Annotated in this window: 15 protein-coding genes, 1 tRNA gene and 1 pseudogene; 9 read left to right on the top strand and 8 right to left on the bottom strand. The window is 58.5% G+C overall.

Going from position 1 to position 19,596, the window contains the following annotated elements; all coding sequences use genetic code 11:
• Positions 1-93 precede the first annotated feature (93 nt).
• Positions 94-870 (top strand): hypothetical protein, encoded by a 777-nt coding sequence (locus tag AB6802_RS18875; protein ID WP_371011689.1) that lies wholly within the window; start codon positions 94-96, stop codon positions 868-870.
• A 7-nt stretch (positions 871-877) separates the two neighbouring features.
• Here AB6802_RS18875 and AB6802_RS18880 read toward each other — a convergent pair whose 3' ends face one another.
• The gene (locus AB6802_RS18880; RefSeq protein WP_371011690.1) at positions 878-2,431 is read right to left on the bottom strand and encodes a hypothetical protein; all 1,554 of its coding nucleotides are present in this window, start codon (positions 2,429-2,431) and stop codon (positions 878-880) included.
• Between the two features lie 603 nt (positions 2,432-3,034).
• On the opposite strand from AB6802_RS18880, the gene AB6802_RS18885 reads away from it, so the two are divergent.
• The 3 genes from AB6802_RS18885 to AB6802_RS18895 all read left to right on the top strand — a co-directional run bounded on the left by AB6802_RS18885 (position 3,035) and on the right by AB6802_RS18895 (position 8,844).
• Positions 3,035-4,618, top strand: coding sequence for an FkbM family methyltransferase (locus tag AB6802_RS18885; protein WP_371011691.1), 1,584 nt, complete (start codon positions 3,035-3,037; stop codon positions 4,616-4,618).
• An 8-nt stretch (positions 4,619-4,626) separates the two neighbouring features.
• On the top strand, positions 4,627-7,488 hold the full coding sequence (locus tag AB6802_RS18890) for a glycosyltransferase family 4 protein (protein ID WP_371011692.1): 2,862 nt from the start codon (positions 4,627-4,629) through the stop codon (positions 7,486-7,488).
• 261 nt (positions 7,489-7,749) lie between these two features.
• Entirely contained in the window at positions 7,750-8,844 is a 1,095-nt protein-coding gene (locus AB6802_RS18895; protein ID WP_371011693.1) for a class I SAM-dependent methyltransferase, read from the top strand.
• 218 nt (positions 8,845-9,062) lie between these two features.
• On the opposite strand, the gene AB6802_RS18900 is transcribed toward AB6802_RS18895, so the two are convergent.
• From AB6802_RS18900 to AB6802_RS18915, 4 genes are read right to left on the bottom strand one after another with little or no spacing between them, the layout of a single operon-like run.
• On the bottom strand, positions 9,063-10,091 hold the full coding sequence (locus AB6802_RS18900; RefSeq protein WP_371011694.1) for an FkbM family methyltransferase: 1,029 nt from the start codon (positions 10,089-10,091) through the stop codon (positions 9,063-9,065).
• Between the two features lie 42 nt (positions 10,092-10,133).
• Positions 10,134-11,042: a hypothetical protein gene (locus tag AB6802_RS18905; RefSeq protein ID WP_371011962.1), complete on the bottom strand. Its 909-nt coding sequence runs from the start codon at positions 11,040-11,042 to the stop codon at positions 10,134-10,136.
• A complete protein-coding gene (locus tag AB6802_RS18910) occupies positions 11,032-11,595 on the bottom strand; it encodes a class I SAM-dependent methyltransferase (RefSeq protein WP_371011695.1) in 564 nt (187 codons plus the stop codon). The genes AB6802_RS18905 and AB6802_RS18910 overlap by 11 nt, the downstream gene beginning before the upstream one ends.
• Before the next feature lie 3 nt (positions 11,596-11,598).
• A complete protein-coding gene (locus AB6802_RS18915; RefSeq protein ID WP_371011696.1) occupies positions 11,599-12,498 on the bottom strand; it encodes a glycosyltransferase family 2 protein in 900 nt (299 codons plus the stop codon).
• A 310-nt stretch (positions 12,499-12,808) separates the two neighbouring features.
• Here AB6802_RS18915 and AB6802_RS18920 point away from each other — a divergent pair, with 310 nt between their 5' ends.
• The 4 genes from AB6802_RS18920 to AB6802_RS18935 all read left to right on the top strand — a co-directional run bounded on the left by AB6802_RS18920 (position 12,809) and on the right by AB6802_RS18935 (position 15,859).
• Positions 12,809-13,933 carry a glycosyltransferase family 4 protein gene (locus tag AB6802_RS18920; RefSeq protein ID WP_371011697.1) on the top strand — a complete coding sequence of 375 codons (1,125 nt, stop codon included), beginning with the start codon at positions 12,809-12,811 and terminating at the stop codon, positions 13,931-13,933.
• The gene (locus AB6802_RS18925) at positions 13,930-15,048 is read left to right on the top strand and encodes a glycosyltransferase (protein WP_371011698.1); all 1,119 of its coding nucleotides are present in this window, start codon (positions 13,930-13,932) and stop codon (positions 15,046-15,048) included. The genes AB6802_RS18920 and AB6802_RS18925 overlap by 4 nt, the downstream gene beginning before the upstream one ends.
• A 100-nt stretch (positions 15,049-15,148) precedes the next feature.
• Positions 15,149-15,223, top strand: a tRNA-Gln gene (locus tag AB6802_RS18930).
• Positions 15,224-15,589: 366 nt separating this feature from the next.
• Positions 15,590-15,859: a hypothetical protein gene (locus AB6802_RS18935; protein ID WP_371011699.1), complete on the top strand. Its 270-nt coding sequence runs from the start codon at positions 15,590-15,592 to the stop codon at positions 15,857-15,859.
• Here AB6802_RS18935 and AB6802_RS18940 read toward each other — a convergent pair.
• Together AB6802_RS18940 and AB6802_RS18945 are read right to left on the bottom strand one after the other, a co-directional pair.
• Positions 15,794-16,780: pseudogene (locus tag AB6802_RS18940) on the bottom strand (recombinase family protein); the annotation flags it as partial. The gene AB6802_RS18935 and the pseudogene AB6802_RS18940 sit on opposite strands and share 66 nt — an antisense overlap.
• Positions 16,781-17,165: 385 nt before the next feature.
• Complete coding sequence (locus AB6802_RS18945) at positions 17,166-17,741, bottom strand: hypothetical protein (protein ID WP_371011700.1); 576 nt, start codon at positions 17,739-17,741, stop codon at positions 17,166-17,168.
• 118 nt (positions 17,742-17,859) lie between these two features.
• On the opposite strand from AB6802_RS18945, the gene AB6802_RS18950 reads away from it, so the two are divergent.
• Complete coding sequence (locus AB6802_RS18950) at positions 17,860-18,105, top strand: helix-turn-helix domain-containing protein (RefSeq protein ID WP_371011701.1); 246 nt, start codon at positions 17,860-17,862, stop codon at positions 18,103-18,105.
• A 186-nt stretch (positions 18,106-18,291) separates the two neighbouring features.
• On the opposite strand, the gene AB6802_RS18955 is transcribed toward AB6802_RS18950, so the two are convergent.
• Positions 18,292-19,596: a hypothetical protein gene (locus tag AB6802_RS18955; protein WP_371011702.1), complete on the bottom strand. Its 1,305-nt coding sequence runs from the start codon at positions 19,594-19,596 to the stop codon at positions 18,292-18,294.

Below are 19,596 nucleotides of genomic sequence, written 5' to 3' on the forward strand. Positions count from 1 at the left end.
TGCGGCCTGGCGGGACATGGAGCCAGAGCCGATCGATATTCGAGATTAGATTTTTTGCTTCCAAGCATTTCATTATGCGTTCGGAGGTCATTCATGGCCAGCAGAGAGCAAGATTGGTGGCGTGGCCAAAGGGCGGCGCTCATCGTTGCCCATCCAGGGCATGAATTGCGGGTCCACCATTGGATGGAAAGTACCAGCGCGCTGGTACTGGTGCTGACCGACGGTTCGGGCCATCTTGGCGCAGGCCGGCTCGACCGCACGCTCGCGGTCCTGGCCGGCGCCGGCGCGCGCGCCTCGGCGACGTTCTTCGGCAAGATGTCGGACCGGGAGCTTTATCAAGCCATTTTGGCGGGTGATGCGAGAACACTCAGCGGATTCGCGGACGAAATCGCCACGATCCTTGCCGACGAGGACATCGACTATGTCGCCGCCGATGCGGTCGAGGGGTTCAATCCCGGACACGATGTCTGCCGGCTGCTCGTCAACGCCGCGCTCCGACGACTGCGCGACCGGAACGGCCGCGAGCTGCGCAATTTCGAGTTTCCGCTTGAGGCCGCCGCGCTTGAGCGCGGGACGCGAGGGGAAATAGAACTCCACCTCGACGCTGGCGCGTTCGCGCGCAAGCTCAAGGCCGTCGACAATTATTCCGAACTGACCGAGGAGGCCGACCGGCTGCGCGCGGCGCATGGCCAGGCGAGCTTTGGGGTGGAGCGCCTTAGCCCGGTCAATTATCTTCTGGATATTTCAGGCTGTTGCGAGCAGCCGCCCGCCTATGAGCGCTGGGGCGAGTTGCGGGTGAAAAGCGGCTATTACAAGACGGTGCTGCGTTTCAAGGACCACGTCGAGCCGATCGCCAGGCAACTGGCTTAGTAATATCTCATGGTTTGAGCTCGATCTGGCACAACCCCAGCCCAAGCCGCCGGTCATCGTTCGACAGGCCAAGCTGCAGCGGGCTTGCCGGGTTCTCGATCCGAAACCCGATGCTGAGGCTCGCGCCCGGCATAATTTCGGTCGGTAGTGTTACCAGCCAGTCGCGCGGCGTAAAAAGCGGTTCACCACGAACAGTCGGCCGGAAAACCCGCCGCTCGATCTTCCTGCCGTTGATGAAAAGCTCGACGGCGAGTTTCGCGTGACGCCTGTGCAGAAGAAATGGCACCACGCTCAGCCTCAGCGCCGTCGCAGCCGCGGTGGAGGACAACGTGCATTCGACCGTTGCCAGCTCGCCGTCCGTCCAGACTCCCCAATGCTCGACTGCGGAGAACCCCGTCAGCCGCACGACGCTTTCGGGATCGTCCGCCTGCGCCAGCGACAGCGGCTCGTCCAGCTTCACCGGCTTGAGCTCGATCGGCACAGGGTCGATCGGCTGCGCCAGCCGCGACAGAAGCTCCGCACGCTCCGTCATCCAGGGCCATATAGGGCTCTCCTTGGGCAGCCAGGTCTGCATATGGCGCGCCAGCGCCAGGTTAAGCTCGTGAGCGCCAGGAGGCGCCGCCCGGTGCCGCTCGATAGCTTCGCCATACAGCGACAGACAAGCGTCCAGCCATTGCGACATGCCTGCCTCCCGGCGGGCCCGCCTGGTAACTTCCGCGGCGTCGACGGCATCGTAGCGGTCGATCTCGGCCGAGATGGCGTCCGGCGACAGGGGCTGTTGCAGCACTCCCAATCCGAAATTGCGACGGCGCCAGCTCTCCCAATTGTCGGAGCGGGCCATGCCGGCAAGGCCACGACCGTCGCAGACGATCACGGCGCGCCCGCATGCCATCGCTTCAAGGGCACTGAGGGCGGATGTGAAGAGCAGGTCGTATTGCGGCAGCAGAATTTCGGGCTCGGTCACGAGACTGCCCGTGATACCGCCCGCCACGTCCAGCGCTATGTCGTGCCGCTCGCAAGCTGTTCGCACGGCATGGAGATGCTGAACGTTCTTGGCGAAAGCCAGCGCCCGCCGGGGACGCTCCGGCAGCGGCGGCCCAGGCACAAAACGATCGGTATCCACGGCATTGAGTAGCGTCGCGATGCGATCAGCCGGGATACCCGCTTCGAACCGCAGCCGCCCGGCAACGGTGTCGTCGACGGCAACATATTTCGAGATGTTGGCTAGAAGCGGCGGGCCGCTATGCCAAGCGATGAAATCATGTGCGAAATACAGCGCCGGAGTGTTCGGGAAGCGCGCGGCGGCAATTGCCGTGACCTGATTGTGGTTGCCATGAATGATGTCGACATCCGCGGCGATCGTCGAGATATCGTCGGTGACCGGAATGCCGCGTGCCTGTATCTCCTGCGCAATCGGCCCCAGCCCGGCGGCATAGACAATCGGCATGTGCCCGGCGCGCCGAAGGGCAAAAGCAACGTCGCGGGTGATGATCTCGGTTCCTGAACGACCGGTCAGGTAGATGTTGGCGATCAGGACCGTCAGCGGTCGTTCGAAGGTCATGGATCGGCAGGCTCCCGCTAAAGTGTTTCACCGGAACGGCTAACCGCTTTATCTCTTTGTTTTTAACGCAATTCCGGAAGGAAGGCCTACGGCGGCGCCGTGGCCAACCCTATAGCCTATCGACGCTGCTTGGATCGCCGAAATTGCTACCCGAGCGTGGCGCCGTGCAGATCGCGAAACCGCGCATGAGGGCCTTTTCATTCATGTGCAGGTTCTTAGCCGATGCGCCGCATTCGGCAAGCCGGTATTCAACCTCTTGGCCGGAGCCGCAGAGGGTTTGTTTCAACACAAAAATGGAAGGCCCGTCCGTTGTCGTCGCGGTCGTCAGGGGGTTGCAGGCCTATTTTCGTCGAACTTGTGGATTGAAACGGGTGCGTGTGCGAAGAGATTGCTTGCGATGCACCGCTGGAAGCCCAGCCAAGACGTGCGGCGGAATGAGACGGGTATGATGGACGAAGAATCTGATTCGCTTGGCCAGCCTTTTTTCGGTCCCTAATTTAGGCTCCGAGGATAGCGTCTGATCACACGCCGGTCTCATCATCAACAATTGAGATACTCTCTTTGGCCTTCATTTCATACGCACAGAACTTCGAAGACGTCATATTGTGGCGTGCCCTCAAGTCTGTCGAGCGCGGCTTCTACATCGACATCGGCGCCCAGGACCCGGTCGTAGATTCGGTCAGCCTGGCGTTTTATGAACATGGCTGGCGGGGCGTCCATGTTGAGCCGATATCGTCAAACGTTGCAAGGCTCCGTGCCGCGCGACCCGACGAGGAAGTGCTGGAAGCCGCAATCGCGCGACATGAGGGAACCGCGACTTTCCATGAAATTCCCCAAACCGGTCTCAGCACAGGCAGTGATGAGATCGCGGCAATGCACGCCAATATGGGTTTCGCATCGAATCCCATCGAGGTCACGACCTTGCCCCTGTCGATACTGCTCGATCGCTACTCCGACCGGGAAATCCACTGGCTGAAGATCGACGTGGAAGGCATGGAAGCCGAGACCGTCGCGAGTTGGCGGCCATCGCATGTCAGGCCATGGATTCTCGTTATCGAAAGCACCGTTCCATTGTCGCGGGACGAGAGCTATTTCGAGTGGGAACCGACTGTGCTCGCCATGGGCTATGCGTTCGTCTATTTCGATGGGCTCAACCGCTTCTATCTTCATGAAGCGCATTCCGATCTGAAGCCGGCTTTCGGCGCCCCGCCCAACATCTTCGACGATTTCACGCTGAGCGGACTCTCGAACTCGCCTTTCACACATCGATTGAATGGCGAGATCGCCAGTCTGAAAGAACGCAGCCAAGGCGCTGCTCGCGATGCCGCCGAGATTCAGCGGCTTCATCACCATATCGCCGAGACCGAGAAAAGCCACGCCGCCCAGCGGACCGCTTATGCCGAACTCACTGCCGCGGTCGAGAAACTCGGCCAGGAAAAGGACGCCGAAATCCGTCGGCTCCATCATCATATCGCCGAGACCGAGAAAAACCACACCGCCGAACGGACCGCCTACGCCGCGCTTGCTGCCACGATCGAAAAGCTCGGCCGGGAGAAGGAAGGCGAAATCCACAGGCTTCATCGTCATATCACCGAGACCGACAAGAGCCACACCGCCGAGCGGGCCGCCTTCGCCGAGCGGGCCGCCGCGATCGAGGAAAAAGACATCGAAATCGGCCGGCTGCATCATCATATCGTCGCGACCGAGACCAGCCATGCCGCCGTCCAAGCCGCCTTGGTCGAGCAGGCTGCGGCGATCGCGGAAAAGGATTTCGAAATCGGCCGGCTGCATCATCATATCGTCGCGACCGAGACCAGCCATGCCGCGACGCTCGAAACGCTCGGCCAACGAACCGCCGAACTGGCGGCCGTCACCCGCACGAGCTCATGGAAAATGACGGCGCCGCTGCGCTCGGTGAAGGCCGGCGTCATGCGAATGATCCGCGCGCCCGGTCAACGGCTGACGCTCGTTATGGATCACGGCTTGTTGTGGATGCGACGCAGACCAAGGGTTTTGAGTCTCGCAAGAGGGGCTGTACGGCTGGCGCCAGCGCTGGAGCGACGGCTTGTTGTCTATGCCCACGCACGTATAAATCCCGTAGACCCGGCACGGCCGTTCTGGTCCCTGGAGCCGGATCCGACCACATTGCAGGAATGGCGCCGTCTGCTCGGTCTGCCGCGTCGATAGGAGCCACCATGCGTCTTTGGATCGACGGTCAGTGCCTGCAAACGGCGAGCCGCCTGCGCGGGATCGGGCGCTATGTAAGCGAGCTCATCGGCGCCATCGCCAGGCAGCACCCGGAGGTCGAGCTATCGATTTCATTCAATGCGGCGATGCCCGACGAGGCCCTGCTTGCCAGGGAAGCCGTGAGAGAATGGATAGCCCACGACAATATTCATGTCTGGCATGGGGCAGCCAGAGCCGGAGAAGCCATCGAAGGCTATACGACCGAACGCCGCCACAGCGAATTCGCCCTGGCCCATCATGTCAACTGCCTGGCACCCGACGTCGCGCTTTCCGCAAGCCCATTCGAGGGGTCGCGTGATCGAAGCGTGCCTCTGCTCCCGGATCGCCTTTGCGCCGCGCCAATTGCTTCTATCTTTTATGACGCCATACCGTATCGCTTTGGCGATATATATCTCAATACCAATCTGGATAAAGAATACTACGAGCGCAGACTTAGATCTCATAGCGGATATGATATGAATCTATGTATTTCTGCTTTTTCGGAGTCTGAAATTCAAAATATTTTAGAAAACTCTAAATCGATGAATATTTCAGCGGGGATCTCATCTGACTTTGTTAAATTTCTTGGCAAAAATAATTCCAATTTGACCCTACCAGATCGTTTCGTACTTTATATCGGAGCATTCGACTGGAGAAAGAATGTAAAAACTCTGATTGACGCCTTTCAGCTTCTCGACAAACGATGGGCTGATAGTCGCCTAAGTCTGGTGCTCGCGGGAGACCAGCCACCCCATCTCCTTGACGGGCTGGTATCTCACTGGCTCGAATTGGGCCTGCCGCCTGAGCGCCTGGTGCCACTGGGCCATGTATCCAACGAAGACCTCGTTTCCCTCTATGAGAAGGCCGAGTTGCTTGTCCAGCCATCACTCATGGAAGGATTTGGACTGACAGCGCTCGAAGCCATGTATTGCGGAACCCCTGTGGTCGCTGCTCGAGCCGGCGCATTGCCGGAAGTTGTTGGACAGGAAGAGCTGCTCTTTGATCCTGCCTCAGCCGATCAGTTGGCCAACGCAATGATATTTGCCGTGAAGGAAAAGGCTCACGCGAAGCTTATCCTCAAGGAGCAGGCCCTTAATTTTACCTGGGAAAAGACGGCAGCAACGGCGACCGAAAGCCTCGCACGTCTTAAGCGTACGGCTCTGGACACTGCGGATGCATCCAGAAAGCGGATTGCCAAGCGGTTGATTCAAGAAGGAAGCCTGGACTCCACAACCGCAACTGTCTTCAGCCTTGCGGAGCCATGGGCTTCGCGGGAAAGACGTCTTTTGGTCGATGCCACGGCGACGTCAGTCGTCGACCATCGAACCGGTATCCAGCGCGTCGTAACGAATATCTGCCGAGAGCTGGCCGCAGCGCCTCCGACACAGCACAAAGTCGGCTTTGTATTTTGCGATGATGAATCTGGTTTTTACAAAGTCGACGGCCGAAATCTTCGCGTCCCACAGAAATTAGAGGGCAATCGAGTCTATCTCGCCGGCGATACTCTGCTGATGCTCGACAGCTCCTGGGATCTCTACTCAACTCACGAGCATCAATGGCAAGCCTGCAGGCTGCGCGGCGGCAATATCGTCACCTGCCTCTATGATACGGTCCCGCTCTTTGCCCCAGGGATGTGCGACCCCGGCATGCCTCCCATCTTCACCCGATGGTTCTCGGCCGCCCTGTCCAGTTCCTCCGCTTTCGTGTGCATCTCGCGCTCTGTCGCGGACGAATTGCTGGCGCTTTTGGAGGCACTCGATTTCCCGCGCCGCATGAAGGTCGGGTATTGGCAACTCGGAGCCGATTTCGGCGGCGCACCGCTGGCTGGCCCGGCGCCGCGAGGACAGGACGCGGCTTCATTCCTGATGGTGGGCACTCTCGAGCCTCGTAAGGGACACGCTGTCGCTCTAGCCGCCTTCGAAAAGCTCTGGTCGGAGGGGAGGCAAGACCGATTGGTGATCGTCGGCAAGCTGGGCTGGGGCGTCACTTACCTTGCCAAACGCATCCGCTCGCACAGCGAATTCGGCCGCCGTCTGGTCTGGCAGGAAAAGGCCGATGATGGCCAACTGCAACGGCTCTATACCGAGTGCGACGCGCTGGTCGCGGCTTCATTCGCCGAAGGCTTCGGCCTGCCCATCGTGGAGGCGGGGCATTTTGGCAAACCCGTGATCGCCAGCGACATAGCGGTCTTCCGCGAGGTCGGCGAAGGCGCTGCGAAAGCCTATTTCTTCGAAGCCGGCAATTCCGACGCGATGGCCGACCAACTACGGCAGTTTACACCCGGCAAACTCCCGAAGCGAAAGGTTGGCGCCGCCACATGGCCGACTTGGGCCGAAAGCGCGGAGCAATTGCGGAACGTGATCGTGGCCGACAAATGGTACAAGATCTACGAGCCGCGCTCCCCCAAGCCGTTCGCGCCGCCTTCCGATCTCGGCCGTACGAGAATGACCAAGCCGCTGCCACCAGAAGCAAGACAGTATCGTTTGCGGCTGGTCGAAGGCCCCTACCCTACCGATGACGAGACCGCCTTGAAGGCGGTCGTCGCCGTATCCAACCTCAGCGAGGATGCCTGGTCGAGCGCCGGCAAGGACGACGGCACCTTGGCGATCGGCTTGGGCTATCATCTGCTCGACGCGGAAGGCGGGGATTTGCTTTACGACAATCCGCGCACGGCAATCCCGCTCGTGCTGCCGCCGGGGGGGACGATTTACCTTCCGGTTCTGGTGCCGATGGAATGGAAAGCGCGCGGCGCGGAATTCATGGACATCGAACTTGTGCAGGAGGGCGTGGCCTGGCTCGGCAACCCGCTACGCGTCGGTTTGCAAATCTGAAGAACCGCCTATTTGCGGCGGCAATGGCGATCCCAACCAACGTCGAGATATAGCCTTCGAACAATGATCCTAAATGGGATCGTGCCCATCCGGCGGCGCATCAATGTGGTGATCCACGGCGAAGCGGGAGCGGTATCCTCGAACGGATGATTGACGGCAGTTGCAGCGGATGCAAATCGTGCCCGCTACTGTCATCGAATTTCGCGTATGCAAAAAAGGAAGATGGCTCGAATGTTGTTAAGGCGACTCCAAGCTCGGTTCATGACGCCGCTGGAACGGCAGAAGCCGGAACCCGCGATGCAACGCGCCGATATCGTTGCCGGGTACAACGAAGTGCTCGGTCGTTCCCCCGAGTCCGACGCCATCGTGACAGCGCATTTGGCCGCCCATGGAAATGTCGAGGCGTTTCGAGCGAGCCTGCGACAATCACCCGAATATCAGAAAAGAAATGCCGATTCGAACGGAACTCCGGCAGCGCTGCGGGATTGGCGGCAAGATAAGACAATTACGCGGAGCGATCTCGATACGTTCGTGGCCAGTTCCGATAATATTGGGCCACCGGGATCCCCTCAAACAGACGAGTTCTGGCGCGGAACTCAATACGTTCCCGATACCCAGGTAAATCAGGAGCTGGATCCGTTCAGCGAGGAGTACGTCGCGCAACAGATTGCGGTTTACAAGGAAATCTCCGCACGCGATTTGGACCAGGATGCCAATGAGTTGACCGAGTTCGTCCTGGCCGACCACATTGCCGGAGCGAATCCGTACACGTTTTTTCCACCGACTTCGGTAGCGTTGCACACAGTACGAGTTGCGCGTGCTGTTGAACACTCCGGACTGGTGGCTGGCAACCACATTCTAGACATGGGCTGTGGTTGGGGTACGAGCTGCGAGCTGATGGCCTTCTTTGGGCTTGAGGTTACCGGTCTCGACATCAATCCGCGCTTCGTCGAACTGGTGAACCGCAGGGCGAAGCGCATCGGCCACAAGGTCGGGGCGGTGCAAGGCAGCTTCGAGAACATTCCCGGCGACAAATTATATGACGCCGCACTTTACTATGAGAGCCTCCACCATGCGGTCAGACCTTGGGAGACGCTCTCGCTCGTTCACAGCAGGCTGAAACCCGGCGGCAAGCTGATGCTGGCAGGCGAGCCGATCAACGATATGTGGAAACATTGGGGCATTCGCACCGATCCTTTGTCCGTCTATTGCATTCGCAAGTTCGGCTGGTTCGAAAGTGGCTGGAGCGCCGATTTCATCTCAAGATGCGTGAAGCGGTGCGGCTTCGAGATCGAGCATTTCGAGGCTGAACCGGGCTCGACTGGTTGGATCATGATCGCCCGCAAGGCAGGCTGATCGTGGTGGTGATGATCCGGCGCCATTCAGAACGCTGAAGGTCAACGAAGTGGTGGAGAACGCGGCTGTGCGTGAACGCGGCTTCGATGCAATCGCTGACGGGCGTCGACTTCGTTTGCCGCATCAAAACGTACAAGCCGGTCATCACCAAGACGCCAACGAAGGCCGCAGCCAACACCGAATTTCGAATAGTTTAGACATCCCGCTACCCTCGACGATCACGCTTTTCGGGCGATGTGTCCAAATGCGGGGCCAGCATTGCGCCAACCCTGGACGCCGTCCACCCGGATTTGCGGTTGCCCGTCGGCCAAGTTGATAATTGCGGGACGTTCCATCTCAAGCTTCCATCCCTGGCTCAACAGAGTGCTCATGATCCGTCCCTCGATCTGGCGTGAATGCGTGCCGATAACGATGTAGCGGACAAATCTGTTGAGGTCGGCGATGGCGGCGTCGATGAAATCCGCCTCACCACCCTGGATATCGATATGCAGAAGGTCGACCGGCTTGTTCTCAACGATTTCAGACAGCGGGAAAGCTTCGAGTTGCTGATAGTGGCCGGATGCGGAAGCCTCCTTGATCTGTATCGACGTCGCATTCAGGATCGGTTCCGACCCCCATGATGCACCGGCATTTTCAACCACGGGAAAGAGTGCCACTCCTTTTTCGGGCGCTGCGACACCATGGATGATGCGGGACTTTTCGCGGGAAAAGCCGTTGGCCGCCATCGCCTCATAGGCGTAGGCGACATGTTCGCTGTCGCCCTCGATGCCGATCAGTTCGACTGCAAGTCCCTTTTGGCGTGCGGCGGCGCCGGTGTTGTTCAACCAGCACCCCCAGCCGCATCCAAGCTCGACCACGCGAAATCGTTCCGAAGCGAGGTCGACGGCTCTGAGCGCGGCTGCCCACTCCGCAATGTCGGCATGCCAATTGGCGGGAATTGGCAGGGGTTCGATCGTCCCAGCCTTTCCATCGAGAATGCTCGGAAAGAACCGAGGTGAGACTTTGACACCGAGAAAATTTGTCACAAAGGACGGATCCGGACGCAAGTCGTTCCGCGCATGCCTGTTGATCGTGCCTAGTGCATCGAAACTACAGTTGTAGTGAAAGAATACACTGCCCTGCTCTGCTCCCCTGGATCGCAACTGGGCATTCTCCTGGAAAAGAAGATCGCGTTGCGCCAAAAGATCGGTACGGTCCTGCCACAATCTCCTGATCTGCGGGATTTTGAGCGCAGCTGCCTTAAGCATTGTAGTCGCCTCTCGTGATCTACTTTCAATGTCCAGCGTAATCTAACGATCTGCTGCACGCTTTTCAGCCTCATTCATCGCCTGCTTCGTAAAACGCCCGGCAAGCTGGCCGCCAGCAAAAAAGAGAAAATCGCCCAGGACGGTGATCATCCGGCCGATCACCACCGCCATGAGAACGGTTGGACTAGAACTTATTCCGCCAAGCAGGAACAGCAGCACTGCCTCCCTGACACCGATACCGGCTGGGGCGCCTGGGGTCAAAAGTCCCGCCAGCCATGCCAAGACATAGGCGCCTGCGATTGTAGGGGCGCTGGAAATCTCAATCGAGCCCCCGGCAATTCGGAAACCTGCAACGAACACCAAGCCAGACAGAACCAGATAGAAAACATGGAAGACAGCAGCTTCCAAAAGCGCTCGCCCAAATCGCCCGATGAGATAGAGCGCAATCGCTACAACCGAAATGAATGCCACCGGTGCTGGAAAGGAACCGAGGCCGGGCCAGACCAGTGGCAAAATCAACGGGAAGAACAAGCCACCCGCACCAGCTACGAGGGCAAGCTCAAGCATGGTGGACTTGGCCAGTTGAACGTTGGAGATACCTGCGGACACCCCGAGTGCTTGCCGCCCAAAAAACTGAAACACATTGCCGGGCACATATTTTGCCAGCTGAGACGTGGCATAGGCCCAGACGACCCATCGCAATCGTGGTTGCACGCCCAGGAAATTCAACAGCCTGCCCCAGCCCAGAGCGAGAAACATGTTCCCCGCCCCGTACAGCGCCGCCAAAAGCAAAATGATCGCATATTGAGCGCCGCCTATCCGGGCGACGTCCAGCTCGCTTTTGTAGGCGTAGAGGCGATACGCGACGAAAAGCAGGCCGAGCGCGCCGAGGAAGACGCCAAAACGATTCAGGAAAAGCTCAAGCCTGGCCTTTGTCGCTTCATTGAGCATCTTGTGCAAACGCAATCACCTGATTGGCGCCAGCCAGAAATCGTCGATAGTTGGCTTCCCGCAAACCGGCTCGACGGCCTGTTTCGACGAGACGCTCGCGGTTCAACAGATCTTCGTGCTCGTCATTTGCGCTCCGACTGAATAGACCGATTCGAGAGCCCGCCCAATGAATCCAATCCATTGCCGGGTGCGGCGTCGTGCACACGATCCGTGCTGACGGTGTCTTCACCAGATTTGCCTTCAGGCTGACCAGGAAAGCAACGGGATCTGGCACATGCTCTATGACTGCCAGCGCCGCGACCGTATCGAAGGCACTATCCTTGAGGCTCTGCTGCTGGATGAAAGTATATCCGGGATAGCGATTGCGGGCGGCGGCAATGGATATGGGATCCGGATCGATGCCGACATAGTCGGCTCGGTCTACATAAGCCGCAAGCGCGCCGCTTCCGCAGCCGACATCCAGGACCCGCCCCCGCAGAAACGGCCGTACGGCCGATATCCGCTGCCGTCGCAGGAATGGGGAGAGCAGTCCTTCAGCGCCTTGATCTGCCATGAATTAGACCTTGTCACGTGTTCCGGACGCGGAACTGGAGCCGGCGGACAATTGGGCCGCCCGCTGCGTGTAGCGAATATCCTCGAGGAGTTTGCGGTTTGCCGCGATGACGTCGGCCAGAAACGCGACCAGAAGAGCCTGAAAGCCCATCGACATCAGCACGCCCGCCAGGACCACCGACTGGATGTGGCCGCTGCCGGTCCCGGTCAGGTAGAGGTAGAGGAAGCGCAGACCGAGCAAAAAGCCAAGGCCGAACAAGGCAGCCGCCACGGCACCGAAGAACCGCGCCGGCTGGTAGATGACGAAGATGCGCACGATGGTGAAGATCGAGCGCTTGATGTACGAAGGAATGCTTTTCACCAACCGCGACGGTCGAAGGTCTTCGTTGACACGGATCGGCACAGAAACCACGCGCATGTTCTTGCGGCCGGCCTGGATTATGGTTTCCAGGGTATAGGTGTAGCTGCTGAACACGATCAGTCGCTGCGCGGCGTTTCTCGATATGGCGCGAAAGCCGCTTGGGGCGTCCTGAACGTCGGTGCTGCTGGACACCCGCACGACCCAACTGCCAAGCTTCTGCAGCAGCTTTTTGAGCGGCGAGAAATGCTCTATCTCCGATATTGGCCGTGCGCCGATGACCATCTCCGCACGCCCGTCGAGAACCGGTCCGGTCAACGCCGGAATATCCTCGCCGCAATATTGGTTGTCCGCGTCCGTATTGACGATAACGTCAGCGCCGCGCGCAAGGCAGGCTTCGATACCGGTCATAAAAGCGTAAGCCAGGCCCTGGTTGCTTGTATGGCGTATGATGTGATCCACGCCATTCTGCTCGGCGACCTTGACGGTATCGTCGACGCTCCCATCGTCGATAATCAACCACTCGACACTGTCGAAACCAGCCACCGTGCGCGGCAGGTGGCCTAGCGTCGTCGCCAGCGTCTCGGCCTCATTGTAGCAAGGTATCTGGATGATCAGTTTGGGCAGGGCGAGTGCTCTTCATTTTGGGGTGCCACTCCCGTGCATCTATCATCCCAAGAGCAACGCGCAAGAAATTTTCCCAGAAATGGAACAGCATTTTCTCGTTTAGGATTTGCTGAATTGACGAGAAGCATGGAATGATTTCACAACGAACCGGACAGCGTCCACATCGTTGCCTTCGACCCGCAACGACAATATGCGGAATCCTTTGCTTGCCTCATGTCCGGAGAACCTATTGAAAATCGGCATCGACGGCAGGAACCTGAGATCAGCCACGGACGGAATAGGCCGGTTCGTCCACCAGTCGATCAAGGCGCTGTCAGAGCTCGGCGCCGAGATTTGCGTCTACGCCCCCGCCCCGATCAATGCCGGCTACGACCTGCCGGCCGGCGCAAAGTTGCGAGCCGGCGGGTTCGAAAGCCTTCCGGCGCGGGCGTTGTGGGGGCAAGCCGTGCTGCCCGCACGGGCCGCGCGGGATGAAGTGGAGGTTCTGTGGGGCCCAGCGCACCGCCTGCCGCCCATTCTGGACAAACGCATCGCGCGGGTGGTGACCATCCACGATATCGTCTGGGTGCACGCACCGGAAACAATGCGCGCCAGGACCCTGGTCGGCGAACGCCTGTTGATGAAGCCGGCGCTGCGCAGGGCCGATGTTGTGGTGACGGATTCGGACGCCACGGCAAGCGCGCTGCGCACAGAATTCGCGTGGCTGAAAGCGCCAATCAGGACGATCGCGCCGGGAACGCCCCCGCTTCCCGCGCCGGATGGTTTTTCCAGCCTCGAAACGCTCGGCATCATCAGGCCCTATGCGCTTTTCGTCGGCACGCTCGAGCCGAGAAAGAATCTCGGCAAGCTGATCCAGGCCTATGGGATGCTGCCTGAAAGCACCCGCTCAGACTGCGATCTGGTGATCGTCGGCGGCAGCGGCTGGAAACAGACGAGCCTGGCCGACGACGTGCGCCGCGGCGGGCTGGAGCGCAACGTCATCTTCACCGGTTTCGTCGACGACGCGATGCTGGCGAGCCTCTACGCGCACTGCCTCTTTCTCGCCATGCCGTCGCTTTACGAGGGCTTCGGCTTCCCGATCGTCGAGGCGCAGTCGTTCGGCAAACCGGTGCTGACGTCGAACATTTCGTCAATGCCTGAAGTCGCCGGCGGCAGCGCCATTCTCGTCGACCCGCAAAGCGCCAATTCGATCGCCGATGCCTTCGGGCAGCTTTGCCTCGACGCGCAATTGCGCCAGAAGCTTTCCGCCGGAGCCCGCCGGAATGCGGAGCGTTTCACCTGGGAGAATCATGCCAAAGGCATGCTAGAGATATTTGGGCAGGCCATCCGGTCAAGACGAAAGACGCCTATTTGAAAGTCCTGCATTTCTTCAAGACATACTGGCCGGACAGCTTCGGCGGGGTTGAGCGGACCATCCATGCCATCGCTGAAAGCACGGCCCGCCATGGCATCGAAACCCAAGTCCTGTCGCTGAGCCCCACTCCGGTGGAAAACACCAGGCGCCTGGACGGCCACACGGCCGTGAAAGCCAGGCTGGATTTCGAGCTGGCCTCTACCGGCTTTTCGCGCGCGGTGTTTGCCAAGTTCGACACGCTCGCCCGGCAATCCGACCTAGTGCACTACCATTTTCCGTGGCCGGTCATGGACATCGCGCATTTCCGCTCCCGCCACGGCAAGCCGGCGGTCGTCACCTACCATTCCGACATCGTCAGGCAACGGCTGCTCTTGTCGCTCTACAGGCCGCTGATGATGCGCTTCCTGAGCAATGTCGACGCCATTGTCGCGACCTCGCCCGACTATCTGCGCTCGAGCGCCGTGCTGAGGCGGTTCGAGGCCAAATCGAGCGTCATTCCGATCGGCCTGGACGAATGCGCCTATCCAGCGCCGACTATAGCCGACATCGACTGGTGCCGGTCGATGGTGTCGGGTCCATTCGTGCTCTTCGTCGGCGTCCTTCGCTACTACAAGGGGCTTGATGTCCTTGTCGATGCGGCTGACCGGGCGCGATGCAGAATCGTCATTGCCGGATCGGGACCGATCGAGCAGCTGCTGAAACGCCAGGCCGAAAGGCTCGGCCGAGACAATGTCATCTTCCCCGGCGAGGTGTCGGAAGGACAGAAGATGGCGCTGCTTCACGCCTGCAACGGGTTCGTCTTTCCCTCGAACCAGCGCTCGGAGGCCTATGGGGTTTCGCTTGCGGAAGCGGCCATGTGCGGCAAGCCGATGATCTCGTGCGATATCGGAACCGGGACGTCCTATGTGAACAAGGCCGGCGCCACCGGTCTGGTCGTCCCGCCGTCCGACCCGGAGCGCCTGGCCGAAGCCATCAACCGCCTGATCGATTCGCCCGCTGAAGCGCAACGATGGGGACAGGCGGCGCGCGAGCGGTTTTGCGAGCTCTTCACCGCCGAGAAAATGGGGCAGGCCTATGCCGATCTCTATTTCCGGCTGCAAAAGCGGAGCGCGTAGCCGGCTGCGACGAGATTGCCATGGCGTTCGTGCACAGCCGGCATTGAGCTTTGTCGCGCCTCGTCCTATAAGGCCGCGCGCAGCGGGCCTGCCCGCCTGCTGGGGCGTCGCCAAGTGGTAAGGCATCGGTTTTTGGTACCGACATTCCCAGGTTCGAATCCTGGCGCCCCAGCCAAACTGGACTCCTTTTCGAAAAAGCTGTCTGCTGTGCATCCATTGCTGCGCCGGCTACGACCGTTTCCGCAAGTAAATCAAACGGTTGCCTGAAGACCGGATGAACCTCGCCTTGACTCCATTGGCAGTTCGACAGCACAAGATTCAAGAGCCGCTTTTTCTCGTGCGCAGGCTGTTTCGCAAACAGTCGGCTGGCGTTGCGTGCCAGTTCCAACAGCCGGATGCCGTCATCCATGTATGATTCCTCGGCGCTACCATGGCGCTCTATCTCGCGAAGCAGCCGCGTCTGTTCCGTCCGCCACTGTGCTGACATCCGATCGTAGAAGGCGTTGTCGATGCGGCCATCGAGCTTGTCGAGATACATGGCATGCAGCCGATCCTCGAGCCGCTTGTACTCGACCTGGCATCGATGGATCGCCTGTTCATGCTCGCGGCGCTCGTCGGTATGGCTGGCCAACAGTGCTGCCTTTACCCATTCCAGTATCTCTTCGTCGAAATGCAACCGGTCAAGCAGGTTGGTGAATGTTTGGTCGAGCACTTCCTCGCGGACATATTTGCGGCGGCAATCACCGTATCCACCCCGACCTTTGTTGGTATGCCCCGTGCAGTGATAGTAGACGTATTTGCCCTTTTTTAACTCCGCGACGATGGCGCACCCGCATTCGGTGCAGGTCATAAGCCCGGTGAAGGCGAACTCGTTTCCCATCGGGTGGGTCGGCACCGAATTGCGGCCCGTCAGGACGCCCTGAACCCGCTCCCATAGTTCGATCGATACGAGAGGTTCGTGCTTGCCATGGTGCAATTTGCCGTTCCATTTGAATAGTCCGGTATAGAGGCGGTTGCGGAGGATCATATGCACGGTGCTGACCGGAACCGGGTTGCCGCTCTTGGGATAGATCAGCCCATCGCCATGGGCTGCCTTAGCAAGGGTTTTGAGCGAATACTGACCGGTTGCGTAGCGCTCGAACAGCTGTGTTACGACTGGAGCGAGTTCAGGATGCGGCTCAATAACCTTTCTGCCATCCTTCCCCATGGTGTTCAGATAGCCCAGCGGAGCCTTAGTCGGCCATATGCCCTGCTCCGCCTTCTCCATCTGCCCCTTGCGGGCTTCTTCCGATAGATTGTCGATATAGTTCTTGGCCATCAAGACCTTGATGCCGTGCATGAATTTTTCAGACGAGCGCGAGTCTCGCGACAGCGTCACACCTTCTTTCGCAAGGTGGATTTCCACATCCAGTTCATCGAGAGTCACCCAGTCCTTCAGGTTGCGATAAAGGCGGTCGGTCTTCTCGACCAGGACGCTTCGAATGCCGGGGTGCCTTCGCAGATACTTTACCATTTCGGTGAAGTTGGTCCGGCCAGTGGTCTTAGCCGTCTCGACGTCGATAAACTCCTGCACGACGTCGAACCGCTGTTGCAGGGCGTAGTCGCGCAGCAGCTTGCATTGCGCCGGGATGGAAAAGCCTTCCTTCTCCTGCTCCTTGGAGGAGACGCGCGCGTAAAGCAGCGCCTTTACAATGCCTGCTGGCTTGGCGGTCCGTCCATGTCGCTGGTTCATGTGGGGTCCCCCTCGTTCATCGCACGGTCCCACAACGAAGGCTATCACCTGAGCATCAAGTGTCAGCTATTTGCCCCGGTCAATCCGTTCCCATTCGGCAAGGATGCGGAAGAAGCCGCCGATGTTGTCAACGATTTGCCGTGCGTCCTCCGTTGATTGCGATCGCCCCATGCGAGCCTCAAACAGGCGAGCCGTTTGTTCCAGGAATGCTTCGTCGACGGTGCGATGGCATGAAAATGGGTTGGCCTCGGCTTTGTGCTCAACACGTTTGGTGACGCGCCGCTTCGCCTTCACCATTTCCGTGGCGACAATATCTGCATCGGGATAGGGTCGCCGAAATCGGCTCAGCGCCAAATAGCCGTATTTTACGCCTGAGTTTCTTTTTCTACTCCCCCTTGATGCCGAGGACAGGCCGCCGCGCCAAATCCAGGCTACCCACCCGCTTTTTCACACCGACCAGGTGGGCTGCTATCTCTTGATAACGCCGACAGTCCGCATGAATCACGGATCGTTCAGGGCGTTCTGAAGGCAGGCTCCCGGCTATTTCCTTCAGGTCATCAAGGACGGAAGCAATATGCGGCCATGGAAAGTCTGTCGGGTCGTCGATATCCCGATCTGCGCCTGCGATGATTTCGAGCTTGGCGACGATACCAAGAAGCGACCGCGCCCGTATGGTGGGTAGCTTGTCCTGAAGCTTCAAGGCCACAGTCGAGGACTCGACCTCGGCTTGGCAGGCGATCGAATAGGCGACCCGCTTGTCCATCGCCTCTGAGTCTCTAGCGTCGAGATAACGCCTCTCTAGCCGTTGTTGAAGACGGCAAAGGATCTCAGAAACATGCTGCGCCCGTAACCAATCTCGCAGCAGTTGGATTGGAGGGTCTGAATCCGGCAACCGGTTCGGCGCTGCATTCCTGCCATTCGTGACGACAGGTATAGTCGTGCTATGGTCGGAATCAGCCATGATCCGAGCTCCGCAAAGCGTGGGCGTGGTTAGACTGTCGAAAGCGGGGAACCACTTCCTACGGTCTCTTCCTAAAACAAGCATATTTGCACTTTTTGTGCAACAGGGCATTTGAACAATGAAGGTAAGTGCGGCCCAAGTTCGCGCGGCCCGTGGGCTTCTCGACATTTCTCAACAGGAACTGGCGGATATATCCAAGGTAAGTTTAAGGACGATCGTGCAGTTCGAACGTGGTTCGAAACCAGCATCTGAATCGATCCTGCAAGTGCTGAAGCTATCGCTCGAAGCGGCCGGAATAGAATTCATTCCAGAGAATGGCGGCGGCCCTGGTGTGCGCTTGTCACGAGGTACCGCCAACACTTAGCTGAAGGCGGCACCTGCGGGCGGCATTACGATGCGGGCACACGACGCTCAAGACATTTAGGCCGGGATATGGTCACGGCGCCTAACCGCAACGGTCATCCGGCCTGCTTCAAATGCATCTGCATTTCATTATGCTCGTCAACCGCGCATATCCGCTTCGCATCCCGATTGATAGGCAGCCGAGCGATTATTGCCCGAAGCTGCCGTTAACAATTTGGTCGAACACTAGAAATGAGCCAAGGCTTGCTATTTTCTGAAACTCTTTCGATTTTTTGCCATCTCCGTAGTCAGCGACTCCCTTAATGCATATCGCCTCGACTGCATCACCAGGCGCAAGATACACTGATTGGTATACCGCATGGCATTCCATCTCGAGCGCAACTGCATGCGAGAACCGTCCCAATATCTCCGCTGTCTGTTGTCGAGCAGCGACTACGCTCGATCCGGATACATTCAGACCAATGCGAACTTTAGGCGAGGCCGGCACAAGGCGACCGGCGCTAACAATCCCGACGGCGCTGTCGTGGCGTCTGTAAGCATCTGCCAACAAATGGCGCATTTCCAAGGCGCCTGTTTCGACCAAATTTTCTGCAATTTTACGCAACCGTGGTGCGACGTTGGCCGAGGATGGTCGAGCTTCAAAAAACGCAACGTCATCGACATCTATTACCGCCGACCCGACTTTCTTCTCCGAGTAGCGGCCCTCGTCCCAACAATATGTATCCGACATGACAACGACATCGCCAAGTTCTACCTTGTCACTAGCGTCATCGCCGGTCAGGCCGCAACACATCCCCAGCATTGCGATCATTCGTGGCCGGAAACGAGCGATCATGAAGCTCGCCACACTCGCAGCCGACGCCAGTCCGGTTCGCTCAATACACACCAACGCCGTGCGAAGCTCTAGACCGCCGGTTGTAATCCAAGATCCTGTCTTTACTGTAAAAGCGCTAAAAGCCCGGTCGTGCAAAATTGAGCTACTGCCCCATTTAATGGCGGCATCAATCGGTTTAAACTCATTTTCTGAGCGCGCTGTAAGAATCACTACATCGAAGTGATACGATCTGAAATGATAGTTGACGCTCGCTTCCTTAGAGCGCCAGATAAATTCGATATGACGGCATACTTTCTGCGCCCAGTGATTCTCGCTCGAAGAGTAACCTTCTATGATCATATACTCTATGGGGTAAATCTCCGCTCTAGCAATCTCATCCGTGTATTCAGTTAGCCCGATAATATAACTTGGTATCACTGCCTGACCACGCGTAATGAACTGGACTATATCGTTCGACGCCTGCGCAGTTGGCGACCCGCCTCCTTTCAGATAGGGAAGCCTGATATCGAGTATCACCAGGTCGAAATGACTACGACCAAGTATCTCAATCGCCCGCGTATAATCTTCTGCTCTTTCAGAATACTCGATAATTTCTGCATTCTCTGCCAATACATTTAACGCAATGTTGTCAAACTTTTGGTCGCTGTCCTCGATCAC

It is taken from the genome of Mesorhizobium sp. RCC_202 (genome assembly GCF_041355295.1).
Taxonomy (GTDB): domain Bacteria; phylum Pseudomonadota; class Alphaproteobacteria; order Rhizobiales; family Rhizobiaceae; genus Mesorhizobium.